Source organism: Enterobacter sp. Li2LvB3 (assembly GCF_056156645.1).
Genome location: NZ_JBSICG010000024.1, coordinates 50,397 through 66,869, shown reverse-complemented (window position 1 = coordinate 66,869; position 16,473 = coordinate 50,397). Strand labels below are relative to the sequence as shown.

The 16,473-nt window shown below is 54.0% G+C and carries 13 protein-coding genes and 4 tRNA genes; 16 read left to right on the top strand and 1 reads right to left on the bottom strand.

Going from position 1 to position 16,473, the window contains the following annotated elements; all coding sequences use genetic code 11:
• Positions 1-223 precede the first annotated feature (223 nt).
• The 16 genes from rho (at position 224) to ACS603_RS18450 (ending at position 14,705) form a co-directional block, all read left to right on the top strand.
• Positions 224-1,483, top strand: a complete 1,260-nt coding sequence (gene rho, locus ACS603_RS18525) for a transcription termination factor Rho (protein WP_001054528.1) — start codon at positions 224-226, stop codon at positions 1,481-1,483.
• Between the two features lie 241 nt (positions 1,484-1,724).
• Positions 1,725-2,828, top strand: a complete 1,104-nt coding sequence (wecA, locus tag ACS603_RS18520) for a UDP-N-acetylglucosamine--undecaprenyl-phosphate N-acetylglucosaminephosphotransferase (RefSeq protein WP_014072295.1) — start codon at positions 1,725-1,727, stop codon at positions 2,826-2,828.
• Between the two features lie 12 nt (positions 2,829-2,840).
• On the top strand, positions 2,841-3,887 hold the full coding sequence (gene wzzE, locus ACS603_RS18515) for an ECA polysaccharide chain length modulation protein (protein ID WP_182062957.1): 1,047 nt from the start codon (positions 2,841-2,843) through the stop codon (positions 3,885-3,887).
• 57 nt (positions 3,888-3,944) lie between these two features.
• On the top strand, positions 3,945-5,075 hold the full coding sequence (wecB, locus tag ACS603_RS18510) for a non-hydrolyzing UDP-N-acetylglucosamine 2-epimerase (protein ID WP_182062956.1): 1,131 nt from the start codon (positions 3,945-3,947) through the stop codon (positions 5,073-5,075).
• Positions 5,072-6,334, top strand: coding sequence for a UDP-N-acetyl-D-mannosamine dehydrogenase (gene wecC, locus ACS603_RS18505; protein ID WP_474944695.1), 1,263 nt, complete (start codon positions 5,072-5,074; stop codon positions 6,332-6,334). The genes wecB and wecC overlap by 4 nt, the downstream gene beginning before the upstream one ends.
• A complete protein-coding gene (gene rffC / locus ACS603_RS18500; protein ID WP_182062954.1) occupies positions 6,331-7,008 on the top strand; it encodes a dTDP-4-amino-4,6-dideoxy-D-galactose acyltransferase in 678 nt (225 codons plus the stop codon). Before wecC ends, rffC begins: the two co-directional genes overlap by 4 nt.
• A gap of 4 nt (positions 7,009-7,012) precedes the next feature.
• A complete protein-coding gene (gene rffA / locus ACS603_RS18495) occupies positions 7,013-8,143 on the top strand; it encodes a dTDP-4-amino-4,6-dideoxygalactose transaminase (RefSeq protein ID WP_446491759.1) in 1,131 nt (376 codons plus the stop codon).
• Between the two features lies 1 nt (position 8,144).
• Positions 8,145-9,395 carry a lipid III flippase WzxE gene (gene wzxE / locus ACS603_RS18490; RefSeq protein WP_446491758.1) on the top strand — a complete coding sequence of 417 codons (1,251 nt, stop codon included), beginning with the start codon at positions 8,145-8,147 and terminating at the stop codon, positions 9,393-9,395.
• Positions 9,392-10,471 (top strand): TDP-N-acetylfucosamine:lipid II N-acetylfucosaminyltransferase, encoded by a 1,080-nt coding sequence (locus tag ACS603_RS18485; RefSeq protein ID WP_474944694.1) that lies wholly within the window; start codon positions 9,392-9,394, stop codon positions 10,469-10,471. Before wzxE ends, ACS603_RS18485 begins: the two co-directional genes overlap by 4 nt.
• Complete coding sequence (gene wzyE / locus ACS603_RS18480; RefSeq protein ID WP_182062950.1) at positions 10,468-11,820, top strand: ECA oligosaccharide polymerase; 1,353 nt, start codon at positions 10,468-10,470, stop codon at positions 11,818-11,820. Before ACS603_RS18485 ends, wzyE begins: the two co-directional genes overlap by 4 nt.
• Positions 11,821-11,831: 11 nt before the next feature.
• Complete coding sequence (gene wecG / locus ACS603_RS18475) at positions 11,832-12,572, top strand: lipopolysaccharide N-acetylmannosaminouronosyltransferase (protein ID WP_182062949.1); 741 nt, start codon at positions 11,832-11,834, stop codon at positions 12,570-12,572.
• A 195-nt stretch (positions 12,573-12,767) separates the two neighbouring features.
• Complete coding sequence (gene thrP, locus ACS603_RS18470; protein ID WP_315687284.1) at positions 12,768-14,153, top strand: bifunctional threonine/serine APC transporter ThrP; 1,386 nt, start codon at positions 12,768-12,770, stop codon at positions 14,151-14,153.
• 102 nt (positions 14,154-14,255) lie between these two features.
• Positions 14,256-14,332: transfer RNA gene (locus ACS603_RS18465), tRNA-Arg, on the top strand.
• 66 nt (positions 14,333-14,398) lie between these two features.
• Positions 14,399-14,474: transfer RNA gene (locus ACS603_RS18460), tRNA-His, on the top strand.
• Between the two features lie 22 nt (positions 14,475-14,496).
• Positions 14,497-14,582 (top strand) — tRNA-Leu (locus tag ACS603_RS18455).
• A 46-nt stretch (positions 14,583-14,628) separates the two neighbouring features.
• Positions 14,629-14,705 (top strand) — tRNA-Pro (locus tag ACS603_RS18450).
• Between the two features lie 504 nt (positions 14,706-15,209).
• Here ACS603_RS18450 and ACS603_RS18445 read toward each other — a convergent pair.
• Entirely contained in the window at positions 15,210-16,421 is a 1,212-nt protein-coding gene (locus ACS603_RS18445; protein WP_474944693.1) for an MFS transporter, read from the bottom strand.
• Between the last annotated feature and the right edge of the window lie 52 nt (positions 16,422-16,473).

Below are 16,473 nucleotides of genomic sequence, written 5' to 3'. Positions count from 1 at the left end.
TTTACCCGAAACTTCCCGTTGTTGATATCCACAGTGCGTGAAGTTGCTAAATTCCGGGCTTGTCACTCAATCCGTCTTGTCGTTTCAGTTCTGCGTTCTTTCCCTGTGACCAGACAGCGAACAGACATGAGGTGATGGCCGCTAAACAGGCATGGATGACCCTGCCATACCATTCACAACATTAAGTTCGAGAATCACCCCGAGTTTAAGAACCCACACCATTATGAATCTTACCGAATTAAAGAATACGCCGGTTTCTGAGCTGATCACTCTCGGCGAAAATATGGGGCTGGAAAACCAGGCTCGTATGCGCAAGCAGGACATCATTTTCGCCATCCTGAAGCAGCACGCTAAGAGTGGCGAAGATATCTTTGGCGACGGTGTGCTGGAGATATTGCAGGACGGATTTGGTTTCCTCCGTTCAGCAGATAGCTCCTACCTCGCCGGTCCTGACGACATCTACGTATCCCCTAGCCAAATCCGCCGTTTCAACCTCCGCACTGGTGACACCATTTCAGGTAAGATTCGTCCTCCTAAAGAGGGTGAACGCTACTTTGCGCTGTTGAAAGTTAACGAAGTTAACTACGACAAACCAGAAAACTCGCGCAATAAGATCCTGTTTGAAAACTTAACGCCGCTGCACGCGAACTCTCGCCTGCGCATGGAGCGTGGTAACGGTTCTACCGAAGACTTAACCGCTCGCGTTCTGGATCTGGCTTCTCCGATTGGTCGTGGTCAACGTGGTCTGATTGTGGCACCGCCAAAAGCGGGTAAAACCATGCTGCTGCAAAACATCGCGCAGAGCATTGCTTACAACCACCCAGACTGTGTGCTGATGGTACTGCTTATCGACGAACGTCCTGAAGAAGTGACCGAGATGCAGCGTCTGGTGAAAGGTGAAGTGGTTGCTTCTACCTTCGACGAACCTGCATCTCGCCATGTTCAGGTTGCTGAAATGGTTATCGAGAAGGCCAAACGTCTGGTTGAACACAAGAAAGACGTTATTATCCTGCTCGACTCCATCACCCGTCTGGCACGTGCCTACAACACCGTGGTTCCGGCTTCCGGTAAAGTGTTGACCGGTGGTGTGGATGCGAACGCCCTGCACCGTCCGAAGCGTTTCTTCGGTGCTGCGCGTAACGTAGAAGAGGGCGGCAGTCTGACCATCATTGCAACCGCGCTTATCGACACCGGTTCCAAGATGGATGAGGTTATCTACGAAGAGTTTAAAGGTACAGGTAACATGGAACTGCACCTCTCCCGTAAGATTGCTGAAAAACGTGTCTTCCCTGCTATCGACTACAACCGTTCCGGTACGCGTAAGGAAGAGCTGCTCACCACCCAGGAAGAGCTGCAAAAAATGTGGATTCTGCGCAAAATCATTCACCCAATGGGCGAAATCGACGCAATGGAATTCCTCATTAACAAACTGGCGATGACCAAAACAAACGACGATTTCTTCGACATGATGAAGCGCTCGTAACGCAAATAAAGCCAGCAAACGCCACGTTTTTACGTGGCGTTTTTCGTTTATGGCCTATACGCTATTACCGCGGACTCCCAATTTTGACCTGTCGGTGCGACAATAGGATTATTCGCACAGCAAAAACATTAATAGATTGAATAATAAACAAATGGAGTTGCAAGAGGTTTGCTTTATGCCTTCAGGCCCGGCGCCTTCATGGTTATACTTCCTTGACTGACATTTGTTGAGAACATCCATTGTGAACCTACTCGATACGTTTACTGAGCTAACCAGTATTTTTTTGTTTACCACCTGCTTTTTGTTTCTTGCGCGCAAGGTGGCAAAATATCTGGGGTTAGTGGATAAACCCAACTTCCGTAAACGCCATCAAGGTATGATCCCGCTGGTCGGTGGTATTTCCGTATTTGCCGGTATCTGCTTCACCTTCGCGATTGCTGATTACTATATTCCTCATGCCAGGCTCTACCTGATCTGCGCCACCGTTCTGGTTGTGGTGGGTGCGCTCGACGATCGCTATGACATTAGCGTGAAAATCCGTGCCTTCGTTCAGGCCGCCGTCGGTATTGCCATGATGGTGGCGGCCAAACTTCACCTGAGCAGTCTCGGCTATATTTTCGGGCCCTGGGAGATGGTTCTGGGGCCGTTCGGCTATTTCCTGACGCTATTCGCCGTCTGGGTGGCGATTAACGCCTTCAATATGGTGGATGGCATTGATGGCCTGCTGGGCGGGCTTTCCTCCGTCTCCTTCGCAGCTGTCGGCATTATTTTGTGGTTTGATGGCCAGTACAGCCTCGCCATGTGGTGTTTCGCCATGATTGCCGCCATCCTGCCGTATATTTTGCTCAACCTCGGCGTTCTGGGCCGTCGCTATAAAGTCTTTATGGGCGATGCGGGCAGCACGTTGATTGGCTTCACCATCATCTGGATTCTACTGGAAACCACGCAGGGTAAAGTTCACCCCATTAGCCCGGTGACGGCGCTGTGGATAATCGCCATTCCGTTGATGGATATGGTGGCGATTATGTATCGCCGTCTGCGAAAAGGGATGAGTCCTTTTTCAGCCGACCGCCAGCATATTCATCATTTGATCATGCGAGCAGGCTTCACTTCCCGTCAGGCATTTGTGCTGATAACCCTGGCGGCTGCTATTCTTGCGGGGATTGGTGTTGCGTCGGAATATGCCCACTTTATCCCTGAATGGGTGATGTTGGTATTGTTCTTGCTAGCGTTTTCTCTGTATGGCTACTGCATTAAACGCGCATGGAAAGTCGCGCGTTTCATTAAGCGTATAAAGCGCAGGATGCGTCGAAATAGTGGCAATAATCCAACTTTAACTAAATGAACTGGGATCGTGATGACTCAACCGTTGGCGGGAGCTAAATCAGAGATGACCGAGAATGAGCTGGATATACGTGGCTTGTTTCGCGTTTTATGGGCGGGCAAACTGTGGATTGCAGGCGTTGCGTTAGGGTTCGCGTTAATCGCGCTCGCGTATACCTTCTTTGCAAAACAGGAGTGGAGCGCAACCGCCATTACGGACAGACCAACGGTCAACATGCTCGGCGGGTTCTACTCGCAGCAGCAGTTCCTGCGTAATCTGGATATCAAAGCGAATCTGGCCACGCCAGACCAGGCCTCAGTGATGGATGAGGCCTATAAAGAATTCGTGATGCAACTGGCGTCCTGGGATACCCGCCGTGATTTCTGGTCCCAGACCGATTATTACAAGCAACGCATGGTCGGCAACAGTAAAGTCGATGCCGGGCTGCTGGACGACATGATTAACAACATCCAGTTCACGCCAGGGGATGCGTTGCGCAACCTGAACGACAACGTGAAGCTGGTGGCCGAAACGGCGCCGGATGCCAATAACTTGCTGCGTCAGTATGTGGCCTTTGCCAGCCAGCGCGCGGCAAGCCATCTGAATGATGAGCTCAAAGGCGCATGGGCCGCGCGTACCATCCAGATGAAAGCGCAGGTGAAACGTCAGGAAGAAGTGGCAAAAGCTATCTTTGCCCGTCGGGTACACAATATTGAGCAGGCGCTGAAGATTGCGGAACAACGCAATATCTCGCGCAGCGAAACTGACGTTCCGGCTGATGAACTGCCTGATTCAGAAATGTTCCTGCTTGGACGCCCAATGTTGCAGGCGCGTCTGGAAAACCAGCAGGCTGTCGGGCCTGATTTTGACCTCGACTACGATCAAAATCGCGCGATGCTGAACACCCTGAATGTTGGTCCGACTCTGGACCCACGTTTTCAGACCTATCGTTATTTGCGTACACCTGAAGAACCTGTAAAACGCGATAGTCCGCGTCGCGCGTTCCTGATGATTATGTGGGGAATTGTTGGCGCTCTGACTGGCGCGGGTGTGGCGTTATCACGTCGCCGCAAAAATTAAGAAGGCCATCTACGATGAAGGCTAACTGCCTTCATCGGCTAATCGAAGAGAATCGATGTGAAAGTACTAACCGTATTTGGCACCCGGCCGGAGGCCATTAAGATGGCACCTCTGGTTCATGCGCTGGCCAGGGATCCTGATTTTGAAGCGAGAGTGTGTGTCACTGCCCAGCACCGGGAGATGCTCGATCAGGTGTTAACGCTCTTTTCCATCGTCCCGGATTACGATCTGAATATCATGAAACCGGGGCAAGGGCTGACGGAGATTACCTGCCGTATTCTGGAAGGGCTGAAACCTATTCTGGAGTCGTTTAAGCCTGATGTCGTGCTGGTGCATGGCGACACCACAACGACTGTTGCGACGAGTCTGGCTGCGTTTTATCAGCGTATTCCCGTCGGCCATGTTGAAGCAGGGCTGCGTACCGGTAATCTCTACTCACCGTGGCCGGAAGAAGCCAACCGCACGCTGACCGGACACCTGGCGATGTATCACTTCGCGCCAACGGAAAACTCCCGTCAGAATTTGCTGCGCGAAAATATCGCGGATAAGAAAATTTTCGTCACCGGAAATACCGTCATTGATGCGCTGATTTGGGTACGCGATCGCGTGCTGACGAATGATAGCCTGCAAAGCGAGCTGACTGCGCGCTATCCGTTCCTGAGCAACGATAAAAAGACCATTCTGGTCACCGGCCACCGTCGCGAAAGCTTCGGCCGGGGTTTTGAACAAATTTGTCATGCGCTGGCCGAGATCGCCGCAGAAAACAAAGACGTACAGATTGTTTATCCGGTGCACCTCAATCCTAACGTCAGCGAGCCGGTGAACCGTATTCTGGGCCACGTTGAGAACGTGTTCCTGATCGAGCCGCAGGATTACATGCCGTTTGTCTGGCTGATGAACCATGCCTGGCTGATCCTGACGGATTCCGGCGGTATTCAGGAAGAAGCGCCTTCGCTTGGTAAGCCGGTGCTGGTGATGCGTGAAACCACAGAACGCCCCGAAGCGGTAAAAGCCGGCACGGTACGTCTGGTGGGCACGGACAGCCGTCATATCGTCGAGCAAGTCACGCGCTTGCTGCACGACGATGAAGAGTATCAGGCGATGAGCCGGGCCCATAACCCGTATGGCGATGGGCAGGCTTGTGGTCGTATTTTGCACGCACTTAAACACAATCGGGTATCGCTATGAGTTTTACTACCATCTCTGTCATTGGTCTTGGCTACATTGGGCTGCCCACTGCGGCGGCCTTTGCCTCTCGTCAAAAACAGGTTGTAGGCGTGGACATCAACGCCCGCGCGGTGGAAACCATTAACCGTGGCGAAATTCATATCGTGGAGCCGGATCTCGACCGCGTGGTTAAGGCCGCTGTTGAGGGCGGATTCCTGAAAGCCAGCACCACGCCGGTGGAGGCTGATGCCTTCCTGATTGCCGTTCCCACACCTTTTAAAGGCGAGCATGAGCCTGACATGGTTTACGTCGAGGCGGCAGCAAAATCCATTGCCCCGGTGCTGAAAAAAGGCGCGCTGGTGATCCTGGAGTCGACTTCTCCGGTAGGTGCTACGGAACAGATGGCACAGTGGCTGGCAGAAGCCCGCCCGGATTTAAGCTTCCCGCAGCAGGCGGGCGAACAGGCTGACATCAACATCGCCTACTGCCCGGAGCGTGTGCTGCCAGGGCAGGTGATGGTTGAGCTGATTAAAAACGACCGCGTGATTGGCGGGATGACACCGGTCTGCTCTGAACGCGCCAGCGCTTTGTACAAGATTTTCCTCGAAGGCGAATGTGTGGTGACGAACTCCCGCACCGCTGAAATGTGCAAGCTGACGGAAAACAGCTTCCGCGACGTCAACATCGCGTTTGCTAATGAACTGTCGCTGATTTGTGCCGAACAGGGGATTAATGTCTGGGAACTGATTAGCCTGGCTAATCGCCATCCGCGTGTGAACATTCTTCAGCCAGGTCCTGGCGTGGGCGGGCACTGTATCGCCGTCGACCCGTGGTTCATCGTGGCACAAAACCCGGCACAGGCGCGTCTGATCCGTACCGCCCGTGAAGTGAACGACAGCAAACCACACTGGGTGTTAAACCAGGTTAAAGCCACGGTAGCCGATTGCCTGGCAGACAGCGGCAAACGGGCCAATGAGCTGAAAATCGCCTGCTTTGGTCTGGCATTCAAACCAAACATCGACGATCTGCGCGAAAGCCCGGCAATGGAAATTGCTGAGATGATCGCCGAATGGCACAGCGGTGAAACGCTGGTAGTTGAGCCGAACATTCATGAGCTTCCGGCAAAACTGGCGGGCCATTGCATGCTTACGGCGTTAGATGACGCGCTGGCAACGGCGGATGTGCTGGTATTACTGGTGGATCACAAAGCGTTTAAAGCCATCTCAGGTGATGCCGTACGTCAGCAATATATTGTTGATACGAAAGGCGTGTGGCGTTGAGTGACCTCAACGGGGTGCTTGAGTCCCTCCAGTGGGAAAGTACCTTCTTCGGCCTGCCTTCAGCAATAGTGCGCCTGCGCGATGATGCGCCTGGGCTTGCAGCAGCAGACTTTGCTGCGTGGCAGCGTGTGCAGGCCAAAATTCCGGCGGGACGTAGCGACCTGCTGGATGCTCTTCAGCAGCACGGATTTCAACTGGTAGAGGGTGAGGTTGATCTCTCTATCGCCGTGGCTCAATACGACCCGGCTGGCGCCGAAACCGCAACGGCAGAGGATATCCCGGTGCTGCGTCAGATGGCAGCGCAGGCCTTTGCCCAGAGCCGCTTTCGCGCTCCCTGGTATGCTCCCGAGGACAGTGGCCGTTTTTATGCCCAGTGGATAGAGAATGCGGTAAAGGGCACGTTTGACCATGTTTGCCTGGTGTTTCGCGCGCCCGATGGGCAGATTCAGGGATTTGTCTCGCTACGTAAGCTCAGTGATCATGACGCGCGCATCGGCTTATTAGCCGGGCGGGGCATGGGCGACAAACTCATGCAGGCGGCGCTGCACTGGGCGCAGCAACATCAACTTTCGACTTTGCGGGTGGCGACCCAGATGGGCAACACCGCCGCGCTTAAACGTTATATCGCGAGTGGCGCCAACGTCGACGCAACCGCTTACTGGTTATACAGGTGACAAGATGATTCCATTTAACGCGCCTCCCGTTGTGGGAACCGAACTCGACTATATGCAGTCTGCTATGGGCAGCGGCAAACTTTGCGGCGATGGCGGTTTTACCCGTCGCTGCCAGCAGTGGATGGAACAGCGTTTTCGCAGTGCTAAAGTCCTGCTGACCCCATCCTGTACCGCTTCGCTGGAAATGGCCGCGCTGCTGCTGGATATCCAGCCTGGCGACGAAGTGATCATGCCGAGCTACACCTTTGTTTCCACGGCGAACGCGTTTGTGCTGCGCGGAGCCAAAATCGTGTTTGTGGATATCCGCCCGGATACCATGAACATTGACGAAACGCTGATTGAAGCGGCGATCACCGACAAAACGCGGGCGATTGTCCCGGTTCACTATGCGGGTGTGGCCTGTGAAATGGACACCATCATGGCGATTGCCAAAAAGCATAACCTGTTCGTGGTGGAAGATGCCGCTCAGGGTGTGATGTCCACCTACAAAGGCCGTGCGCTCGGGACGATTGGCCATATCGGCTGTTTTAGCTTCCACGAAACCAAGAACTACACCGCTGGCGGTGAAGGCGGCGCGACGCTGATTAACGACCGCGCGCTGGTCGAACGTGCTGAGGTGATCCGCGAAAAAGGCACCAACCGTAGCCAGTTCTTCCGTGGTCAGGTGGATAAATACACCTGGCGCGACATTGGTTCCAGCTACCTGATGGCGGACCTACAGGCGGCATACCTGTGGGCGCAGCTGGAAGCTGCAGAGCGCATTAACCAGCAGCGTCTGACGCTGTGGCAAACCTACTACGATGCGCTGGAGCCGCTGGCAAAAGCCGGACGTATCGAGCTGCCGACCATTCCGGCCGATTGCGTCCACAATGCTCATATGTTCTACATCAAGCTGCGCGATAATGACGATCGCAGCCAGCTGATTGCGTGGCTTAAAGAAGCCGAAATTATGGCGGTGTTCCATTACATTCCGCTGCACTCCAGCCCGGCCGGAGAAGCCTTCGGGGTGTTTGCCGGTGAAGACCGTTACACCACGCAGGAAAGTGAGCGTTTGCTTCGCCTGCCACTGTTCTACAACCTCGCGCCAGTTAACCAGCGTACGGTGATCAATACCCTTCTGAGTTATTTCGGCTGATATGTCTCTGGCAAAAGCATCGGTGTGGACCGCCGCGTCCACACTTGTAAAAATTGGCGCCGGGTTGCTGGTCGTCAAGCTTCTGGCTGTGTCATTTGGCCCTTCCGGTGTTGGGCTGGCGGGGAATTTCCGTCAGCTGGTCACGGTGCTGGGTGTTCTGGCAGGTGCCGGGATCTTCAACGGCGTGACCAAATTTGTCGCGCAACATCATGATGATGCAGAAAAGCTGCGTTCAGTGGTGGGAACATCATCAGCGATGGTGCTGGGGTTCTCTACGCTGCTGGCCGTTGTGTTCCTGCTGGCTTCAGCTCCCATCAGCCAGGGGCTGTTTGGTCACGCTGACTATCAGGGGCTGGTGCGGCTGGTTGCGCTGGTGCAGATGGGGATTGCCTGGGCAAACCTGCTGCTGGCGCTGATGAAAGGCTTTCGTGACGCCGCCGGAAACGCGCTGGCGCTGATCCTCGGCAGTATCATTGGGGTGATAGCCTACTACTTTTGTTTTCTCCTGGGCGGTTACGAAGGGGCGTTGTTGGGCCTGGCGCTGGTTCCGGCGCTGGTTGTGGTGCCAGCAGCGTTCATGCTGATGCGTCGGGGGACTATCCCGCTGCACTACCTTAAACCGCAGTGGGACAAAGCACTGGCGGGGCAGCTAGGTAAATTTACCCTGATGGCGCTCATCACCTCGGTCACCATTCCTGTGGCTTACGTGATGATGCGAAACCTGCTGGCCGCGCATTACAACTGGGATGAAGTGGGGATTTGGCAGGGCGTGAGCAGCATTTCTGATGCCTACCTCCAATTTATAACGGCTTCCTTTAGCGTCTGGTTGCTGCCAACCTTATCGCGCCTGACCGAAAGAAAAGCGATCACCCGTGAGATAATCCGCTCCCTGCGTTTTGTACTTCCTGCTGTTGCGGTTGCCAGTTTTACCGTCTGGCTGTTGCGTGATGTAGCCATCTGGCTGCTGTTCTCAGCGAAGTTCGCCGCCATGCGCGACCTGTTTGCCTGGCAGCTGGTGGGCGATGTATTGAAAGTAGGTGCTTACGTATTCGGCTATCTGGTGATAGCAAAAGCCTCGCTGCGGTTGTATATCCTGGCGGAGATTAGCCAGTTTACGCTCCTTACTGCGTTCTCACACTGGCTCATCCCCGCACATGGCGCTCTGGGGGCGGCACAGGCTTATATGGCAACCTACATTGTTTATTTCGCTGCCTGTTGCGGCGTATTTTTACTTTGGCGTAAACGCGCATGACTGCACTAATTCACATTCTGGGATCGGACATCCCACACCATAACCAGACCGTTCTGCGGTTTTTCAATGATGAGCTGGCATCCGGCAGTACGGATGCGCGCGAGTTTATGGTTGCAGGCCAGGAGAATGGCCTGAGCGCGGCGTACCCGGCGCTAAACGTGACCTTCTGGCCGGATAAGGCTGCGCTGGCGAAAGCGGTCGTGGCCAGAGCAAAGGCCAACCGTGAACAGCGGCTCTTTTTCCACGGGCAGTTCAATACCGGCCTGTGGCTGGCGCTGTTAAGCGGTGGGATTAAACCTTCCCAGTGCAGCTGGCATATCTGGGGTGCGGATCTGTATGAAGTGTCCCGTGGCTGGAAATTCCGCCTCTTCTATCCGCTGCGGCGGATGGCGCAGGGGCGTGTGGGCTGTGTTTTTGCCACCCGAGGCGATCTCAGTTACTTTGCCCGACTGCATCCGAACGTGCGCGGGGATCTGCTCTATTTCCCGACCCGAATGGACCCGGCGCTGAACACCATGGCAAATGATGTCGCGCGGGAAGGAAAACTGACGATTCTGGTGGGTAACTCCGGCGATCGCAGTAACGAACATGTCGCGGCTCTGAAGGCGATCCATCGCCAGTTTGGCGATACGGTGAATGTCATTGTGCCGATGGGTTATCCGGCGAATAATCACGCGTATATCGACGAAGTACGTCAGCAGGGTTTGGCACTGTTTAGTGCGCAGAACGTGCAAATTCTCAGCGATAAGCTGGAATTTGATGACTACCTCGCGCTGTTGCGACGGTGCGACCTGGGGTATTTTATCTTTGCCCGCCAGCAGGGGATCGGCACGTTGTGCCTGCTTATTCAGGCTGGTATTCCGTGCGTGCTTAATCGCGAAAACCCGTTCTGGCAGGATATGGCCGCGCAGCATCTACCGGTGCTGTTTACCACAGACACACTTACCGTGGATGTGGTGCGTGAAGCGCAGCGTCAGCTGGCGCTGGTGGATAAAAATGCCATCGACTTTTTTAGCCCGAATTACCTCACGCCGTGGCATCGTGCACTGCGTATCGCTTCAGGAGACAATGCATGAGCCAGTTGCAATTTAGCGGCTTGTTGGTGATTTGGCTTCTGAGTACCTTATTTATCGCCACGCTTACCTGGTTTGAATTCCGGCGCGTGCGCTTTAACTTCAACGTCTTTTTCTCGCTGCTGTTCCTGCTGACCTTTTACTTTGGTTTCCCGCTGACCAGTATTTTGGTTTTCCGGTTTGACGTAAGTGTCGCCCCGCCGGAGATCCTGATGCAGGCATTACTGTCGGCAACCTGTTTCTACGCGGTTTACTACGTCGCTTATAAGACGCGCCTGCGTTCAGCAAAAGATACTGCACCACGCCGGGCGCTCTTTACCATGAACCGGGTCGAGACGCATCTGACATGGGTGATGCTGATGGCCATTGCGCTGGTGAGCGTGGGCATCTTCTTTATGCATAACGGTTTTCTGCTGTTTAAGTTGCAGTCCTACAGCCAGATATTTTCCGCAGAAGTTTCAGGTGTGGCACTTAAGCGCTTCTTCTACTTCTTCATCCCGGCGATGCTGGTGGTCTTTTTCCTGCGTCAGGACAGCAAAGCCTGGCTGTTTTTCCTGGTCAGTACTGTCGCGTTTGGCGTGCTGACCTACATGATTGTTGGTGGTACGCGCGCCAACATCATCATCGCGTTCGCCATCTTCCTGTTTATCGGCATCATTCGCGGTTGGATCTCGCTGTGGATGCTGGCGGCGGCAGGGGTGTTTGGTATCGTGGGGATGTTCTGGCTGGCACTCAAGCGCTACGGAATGAACGTGTCCGGTGATGAAGCGTTTTACACTTTCCTGTATCTCACGCGCGACACCTTCTCGCCGTGGGAGAACCTGGCGCTGTTGCTGCAAAACTACGACAAGATTGATTTCCAGGGGCTGGCGCCGATTGTGCGTGATTTCTACGTCTTTATTCCGACGTGGCTGTGGCCGGACCGCCCAGGTATTGTGCTGAATACGGCGAATTACTTCACCTGGGAGGTACTCAACAACCACTCCGGGCTGGCGATTTCACCCACGCTGATTGGCTCGCTGGTGGTGATGGGTGGCACATGGTTTATCCTGCCGGGCGCGGTTGTGGTCGGGTTAATCATTAAGTGGTTTGACTGGCTTTATCAGCGCGGCAATGAAGAGACGAATCGCTACAAAGCAGCGATATTGCACAGTTTCTGTTTTGGGGCCATTTTCAATATGATCGTTCTGGCGCGCGAAGGTCTGGATTCGTTCGTGTCGCGCGTGGTTTTCTTCATGGTAATTTTCGGCGTCTGCCTGCTGCTGGCAAAACTTTTGTACTGGTTGTTTGACAGCGCGGGGCTTGTGCATAAGCGCGAGCCACGCGGCAGCAGAACGCTTTCGCAAGTCTGAGTAAGGATGTTATGACTGACACGACTTCCGCGCCGCTCTACGCGCTGCGCGGCATACAGCTTATTGGCTGGCGTGATATGCAACACGCGCTGGATTATCTGTTCTCTGAAGGGCAGATGAAATCGGGCACGCTGGTGGCCATCAACGCAGAAAAGATGCTGGCGATAGAAGATAACGCTGAAGTGAAAAGCCTGATAGAAGCCGCAGAGTTTAAATACGCAGACGGTATCAGCGTGGTACGTTCTGTCCGTAAAAAATACCCGGGTGCGCAGGTCTCTCGTGTCGCGGGTGCAGACCTGTGGGAAGCACTGATGGCGCGTGCAGGGGCTGAAGGCACGCCCGTATTCCTTATCGGTGGTAAGCCAGATGTACTGGCACAGACGGAACAGAAGCTGCGTGGCCAGTGGAATGTAAATATCGTTGGCTGCCAGGATGGGTATTTCAAACCAGAAGACCGGCAGGCGCTGTTTGAACGCGTGCGCGACAGCGGCGCCAAGATAGTGACGGTGGCGATGGGGTCTCCGCGCCAGGAGATCCTGATGCGTGATTGCCGTCTTGTGTGCCCGAATGCGCTCTACATGGGGGTTGGCGGCACTTACGATGTCTTTACCGGCCATGTTAAACGTGCGCCGAAGGTGTGGCAGCGCCTGGGGCTGGAATGGCTGTATCGTCTTTTATCTCAGCCTACACGTATCAAACGGCAGATCCGTCTGCTGCGGTATCTCACCTGGCACTACACCGGAAAAATGTAATCAAAATGTAGCGCGATATGCTGTTCGCGCTGCAACTCCCCTGCAAAACTGCTGCGTATCTGTGCAATACATTCATTTTTTTAATGCATCGTTTGCCATTTGGCAGAATTTAAGAAACCATTCCCCCGCATATTTCAGTACCCCAAAAAATATAACCGGTAAAAACCGGGAAACGGCAAACACAACCGAGGATTTATGGCAGAGAAAAAACCAGAGCTTCAGCGTGGGCTGGAGGCTCGACATATTGAATTGATAGCGCTGGGCGGCACTATCGGCGTTGGCCTGTTTATGGGCTCCGCAAGTACGCTCAAGTGGGCAGGCCCGTCTGTATTACTGGCGTATATCATCGCCGGGCTGTTCGTTTTCTTCATCATGCGTTCGATGGGCGAAATGCTCTTCCTGGAGCCGGTGGCCGGTTCATTCGCCGTATACGCACACCGTTATATGAGCCCGTTCTTTGGCTATCTGACAGCCTGGTCGTACTGGTTTATGTGGATGGCCGTTGGTATCTCGGAAATCACCGCGATAGGGGTCTACGTGCAGTTCTGGTTCCCGGATATGGTGCAGTGGATACCTGCGCTTATCGCCGTGGGGCTGGTCGCACTGGCCAACCTTGCCGCCGTGCGTCTGTACGGTGAGATTGAATTCTGGTTCGCGATGATCAAAGTCACCACCATCATTGTGATGATTGTGGTCGGTCTGGGCGTTATCTTCTTCGGTATTGGCAACGGTGGACACGCCATCGGCTTTGGTAACCTGACCGAGAACGGCGGCTTCTTCGCTGGTGGCTGGAAGGGCCTCCTGACAGCGCTGTGTATCGTCGTGGCCTCTTATCAGGGTGTTGAACTGATTGGTATTACCGCCGGTGAAGCGAAAAACCCGCAGGTTACGCTGCGTAGTGCGGTAGGCAAAGTGCTGTGGCGCATCCTGATTTTCTATGTGGGCGCGATCTTCGTCATCGTGACTATCTTCCCATGGAATGAAATCGGCACGACCGGTAGCCCGTTTGTTTTAACCTTCGCGAAAATTGGTATCACCGCGGCGGCAGGGATCATCAACTTTGTGGTACTGACGGCTGCGCTGTCTGGTTGTAACAGCGGAATGTACAGCTGTGGCCGGATGCTGTATGCGCTTTCCAAAAACAACCAGTTGCCAGCGGCAATGGGGAAAGTTTCTCGTACGGGCGTTCCTGTTGCGGGCGTGGCGGTATCGATTGCAATCCTGCTGATTGGTTCATGCCTGAACTACATCATCCCGAATCCACAGCGCGTGTTTGTCTATGTGTATAGCGCCAGCGTGCTGCCAGGGATGATCCCGTGGTTTGTGATCCTGATTAGCCAGCTGCGTTTCCGTCAGGCGCACAAGAAGGCCATTGCCAGCCATCCGTTCCGCTCCATTTTGTTCCCGTGGGCGAACTATTTAACGATGGCGTTCCTGGTTTGCGTTTTAATCGGTATGTACTTTAATGACGATACTCGCATGTCGCTGTTTGTCGGGATGATCTTCCTGGCCGCCGTGACTGCAGGGTACAAGTTGTTTGGCCTTGGCCGCCGTGCCTCCACGCAGAAAGTGGAGGAATAAGCGGCAAAGTGTGCAAAGCATAACCAAACGCGCATTTTTTTAAAAAAAGCACTAGACAGCGGGGACGGAGGTACGTAATATCCAGCCCCGCAACGGCGCTAAGCGCCCGTAGCTCAGCTGGATAGAGCGCTGCCCTCCGGAGGCAGAGGTCTCAGGTTCGAATCCTGTCGGGCGCACCATTAACCCGGTGCTGGAGCTGCGGTGGTCTGAGAAGTAGTCAGTACCGCGTGAAAGTATTATCAGTGGTGGCTATAGCTCAGTTGGTAGAGCCCTGGATTGTGATTCCAGTTGTCGTGGGTTCGAATCCCATTAGCCACCCCATTATTTGAAAGAGTTGTGAATTGCGAAGGTGGCGGAATTGGTAGACGCGCTAGCTTCAGGTGTTAGTGTCCTTTGGATGTGGGGGTTCGAGTCCCCCCCCTCGCACCACGACTTTTTAAATGAATTGAACTAAAAATTCAAAAAAGCAGTACATCGGCGAGTAGCGCAGCTTGGTAGCGCAACTGGTTTGGGACCAGTGGGTCGGAGGTTCGAATCCTCTCTCGCCGACCAATTTTGAACCCCGCTTCGGCGGGGTTTTTTGTTTTCTGTCGTTCTTCACTGCTGTTGTCATTCCCCGACAACGCTCAGTATCTTTGTCGTGATTCAGCGACACCTAATCCACTGAAATATAATCATTTGTTCGTCTGGCACTTTTGCTGTCGCTTCCTGGCAACACTTTGATCGCTTTGCCTGTGCTTTCCAGGGCACAACCGTTGCCAGAATAACGAAAAAGCCTTTTATCTTAAAATGTTGCGCGGGATAACACTCTCTGGTGCAACTCTGGCATGTAACGTGCAATAATATACGTGTAGATGCTCATTCCATCTCTTATGTTCGCCTTTGTGCCTCATAAACCCCGGAATGATGCAGAGCCGTTTACGGTGCTTATCGTCCACTGACAGATGTCGCTTCGGCCTCATCAAACACCATGGACACAACGTTGAGTGAAGCACCAATATGTTGTCTTACAGACCTGTTTTAACGCCTGCTTTTTAGCAGGCGTTTTTTTATGCATTATTCCCGGAAATTCGCCATGATAAGGGCAACCAGCAACAGTGCGCTGGCAGAGACCACATACAGCGTCTGAATTGCGCCAAGCGATGTCGTTGCCAGAGCAGCAATACCGGTAAAGAGTGAGGCGCTGATCGTTTGCCATCGCCAGGCTTTACCGCTGGCCGAAGCGATCTGCATGGCATGAAAGCTACTCAGCACGCCAAACGTTCCTGCCGCAAAAACAATGTTTGATGCCAGGTGGGCGATAAAAACCATTCCCAGAGCCATCACCGCTCCCCCTGATACAAACGGTATCACGCCATATGCCAGCAGAAATACGCTCATACAGGTCAGCAGCAGGCGGTTTTTCGCCGCGTATCGCGCCAGGCTGTCTCTCTTTAGCAGCATAGGGCCACACAGCTGGCCCATGCTTCTGGCGAAGAGCAGGGGCAGGGCGAGGCTAACCGCATCCGCAGGATGGATCTGCTGCACCAGGGCCGGGAGCAGCGCCATGGCAGGCGAGCCTACAGCCGCCAGCGCGGGCAACAGCAGCAGGCTACGCTTTTGCCGTACCGTGAGATGCTGCCAGCGTAACGTAACGGGTGGCTGCTCATCTGCGGGTTTCGGTGTTGTCCGGGAGACAAAAGCCTTCCCTGCCAGAAACAGCATCATTATCGAACCCACAAAGCTCGCCGCATCTATTGCCAGTAACGGCTGAATGGGGATCCGCTGAAACAACACCACACCCAGCCCTGTGCCTAACAGCACCTGAGAGGCAAAAATCACGTTCTCAAGGCAGGTTGCCGCCGGAAGCTCATATTCCGACAGCCCACGTTTGAACAATAAGGTCAGGGCCGGCCAGCTCATTCCGCTCAGGAGTGCTTCCGCGGATTGCACGGCAAGTAATGCCGGAATGTTGTGGTAATACACGCCAAGCAAAGGGAAAAGCAGGGCGATTAACCCCAGCAGTTCCGTCAGCATCAGCAAACCCATCGGTGAAAAGCGCAGGCATAATCTTTCGCCGAAAAGGCTGCCGATAAACCCGGGTACGGTGGCAAAGAAATAGGCGAGGGTTAACAGGGCGGCGGGTGCCTGCCACTTTAGCAGCAGGCCAAACACCACAACCTGAGTTAATCCGTTGCCCAGTGAGGTAAAGATAAAGGCGCAGGCCAGTAAGCGAAGCCAGCGGTGGCTACGCAGCGCTTCAACAAGCGCATACAGAAGCGAGTTCATGAAGACATTCCTTTCAAAAACGATTTAGTCCACGCGGCAATCAGCGCGTGTA

What these genes read in the sequence shown, in the direction of transcription:
- rho (WP_001054528.1), top strand. Translation starts at nt 224, where the DNA reads ATGAATCTTACCGAATTAAAGAATACGCCGGTTTCTGAGCTGATCACT.
- wzzE (WP_182062957.1), top strand. Translation starts at nt 2,841, where the DNA reads ATGACTCAACCGTTGGCGGGAGCTAAATCAGAGATGACCGAGAATGAG.
- wecC (WP_474944695.1), top strand. Translation starts at nt 5,072, where the DNA reads ATGAGTTTTACTACCATCTCTGTCATTGGTCTTGGCTACATTGGGCTG.
- rffA (WP_446491759.1), top strand. Translation starts at nt 7,013, where the DNA reads ATGATTCCATTTAACGCGCCTCCCGTTGTGGGAACCGAACTCGACTAT.
- wzxE (WP_446491758.1), top strand. Translation starts at nt 8,145, where the DNA reads ATGTCTCTGGCAAAAGCATCGGTGTGGACCGCCGCGTCCACACTTGTA.
- ACS603_RS18485 (WP_474944694.1), top strand. Translation starts at nt 9,392, where the DNA reads ATGACTGCACTAATTCACATTCTGGGATCGGACATCCCACACCATAAC.
- wzyE (WP_182062950.1), top strand. Translation starts at nt 10,468, where the DNA reads ATGAGCCAGTTGCAATTTAGCGGCTTGTTGGTGATTTGGCTTCTGAGT.
- wecG (WP_182062949.1), top strand. Translation starts at nt 11,832, where the DNA reads ATGACTGACACGACTTCCGCGCCGCTCTACGCGCTGCGCGGCATACAG.
- thrP (WP_315687284.1), top strand. Translation starts at nt 12,768, where the DNA reads ATGGCAGAGAAAAAACCAGAGCTTCAGCGTGGGCTGGAGGCTCGACAT.
- ACS603_RS18445 (WP_474944693.1), bottom strand. Translation starts at nt 16,421, where the DNA reads ATGAACTCGCTTCTGTATGCGCTTGTTGAAGCGCTGCGTAGCCACCGC.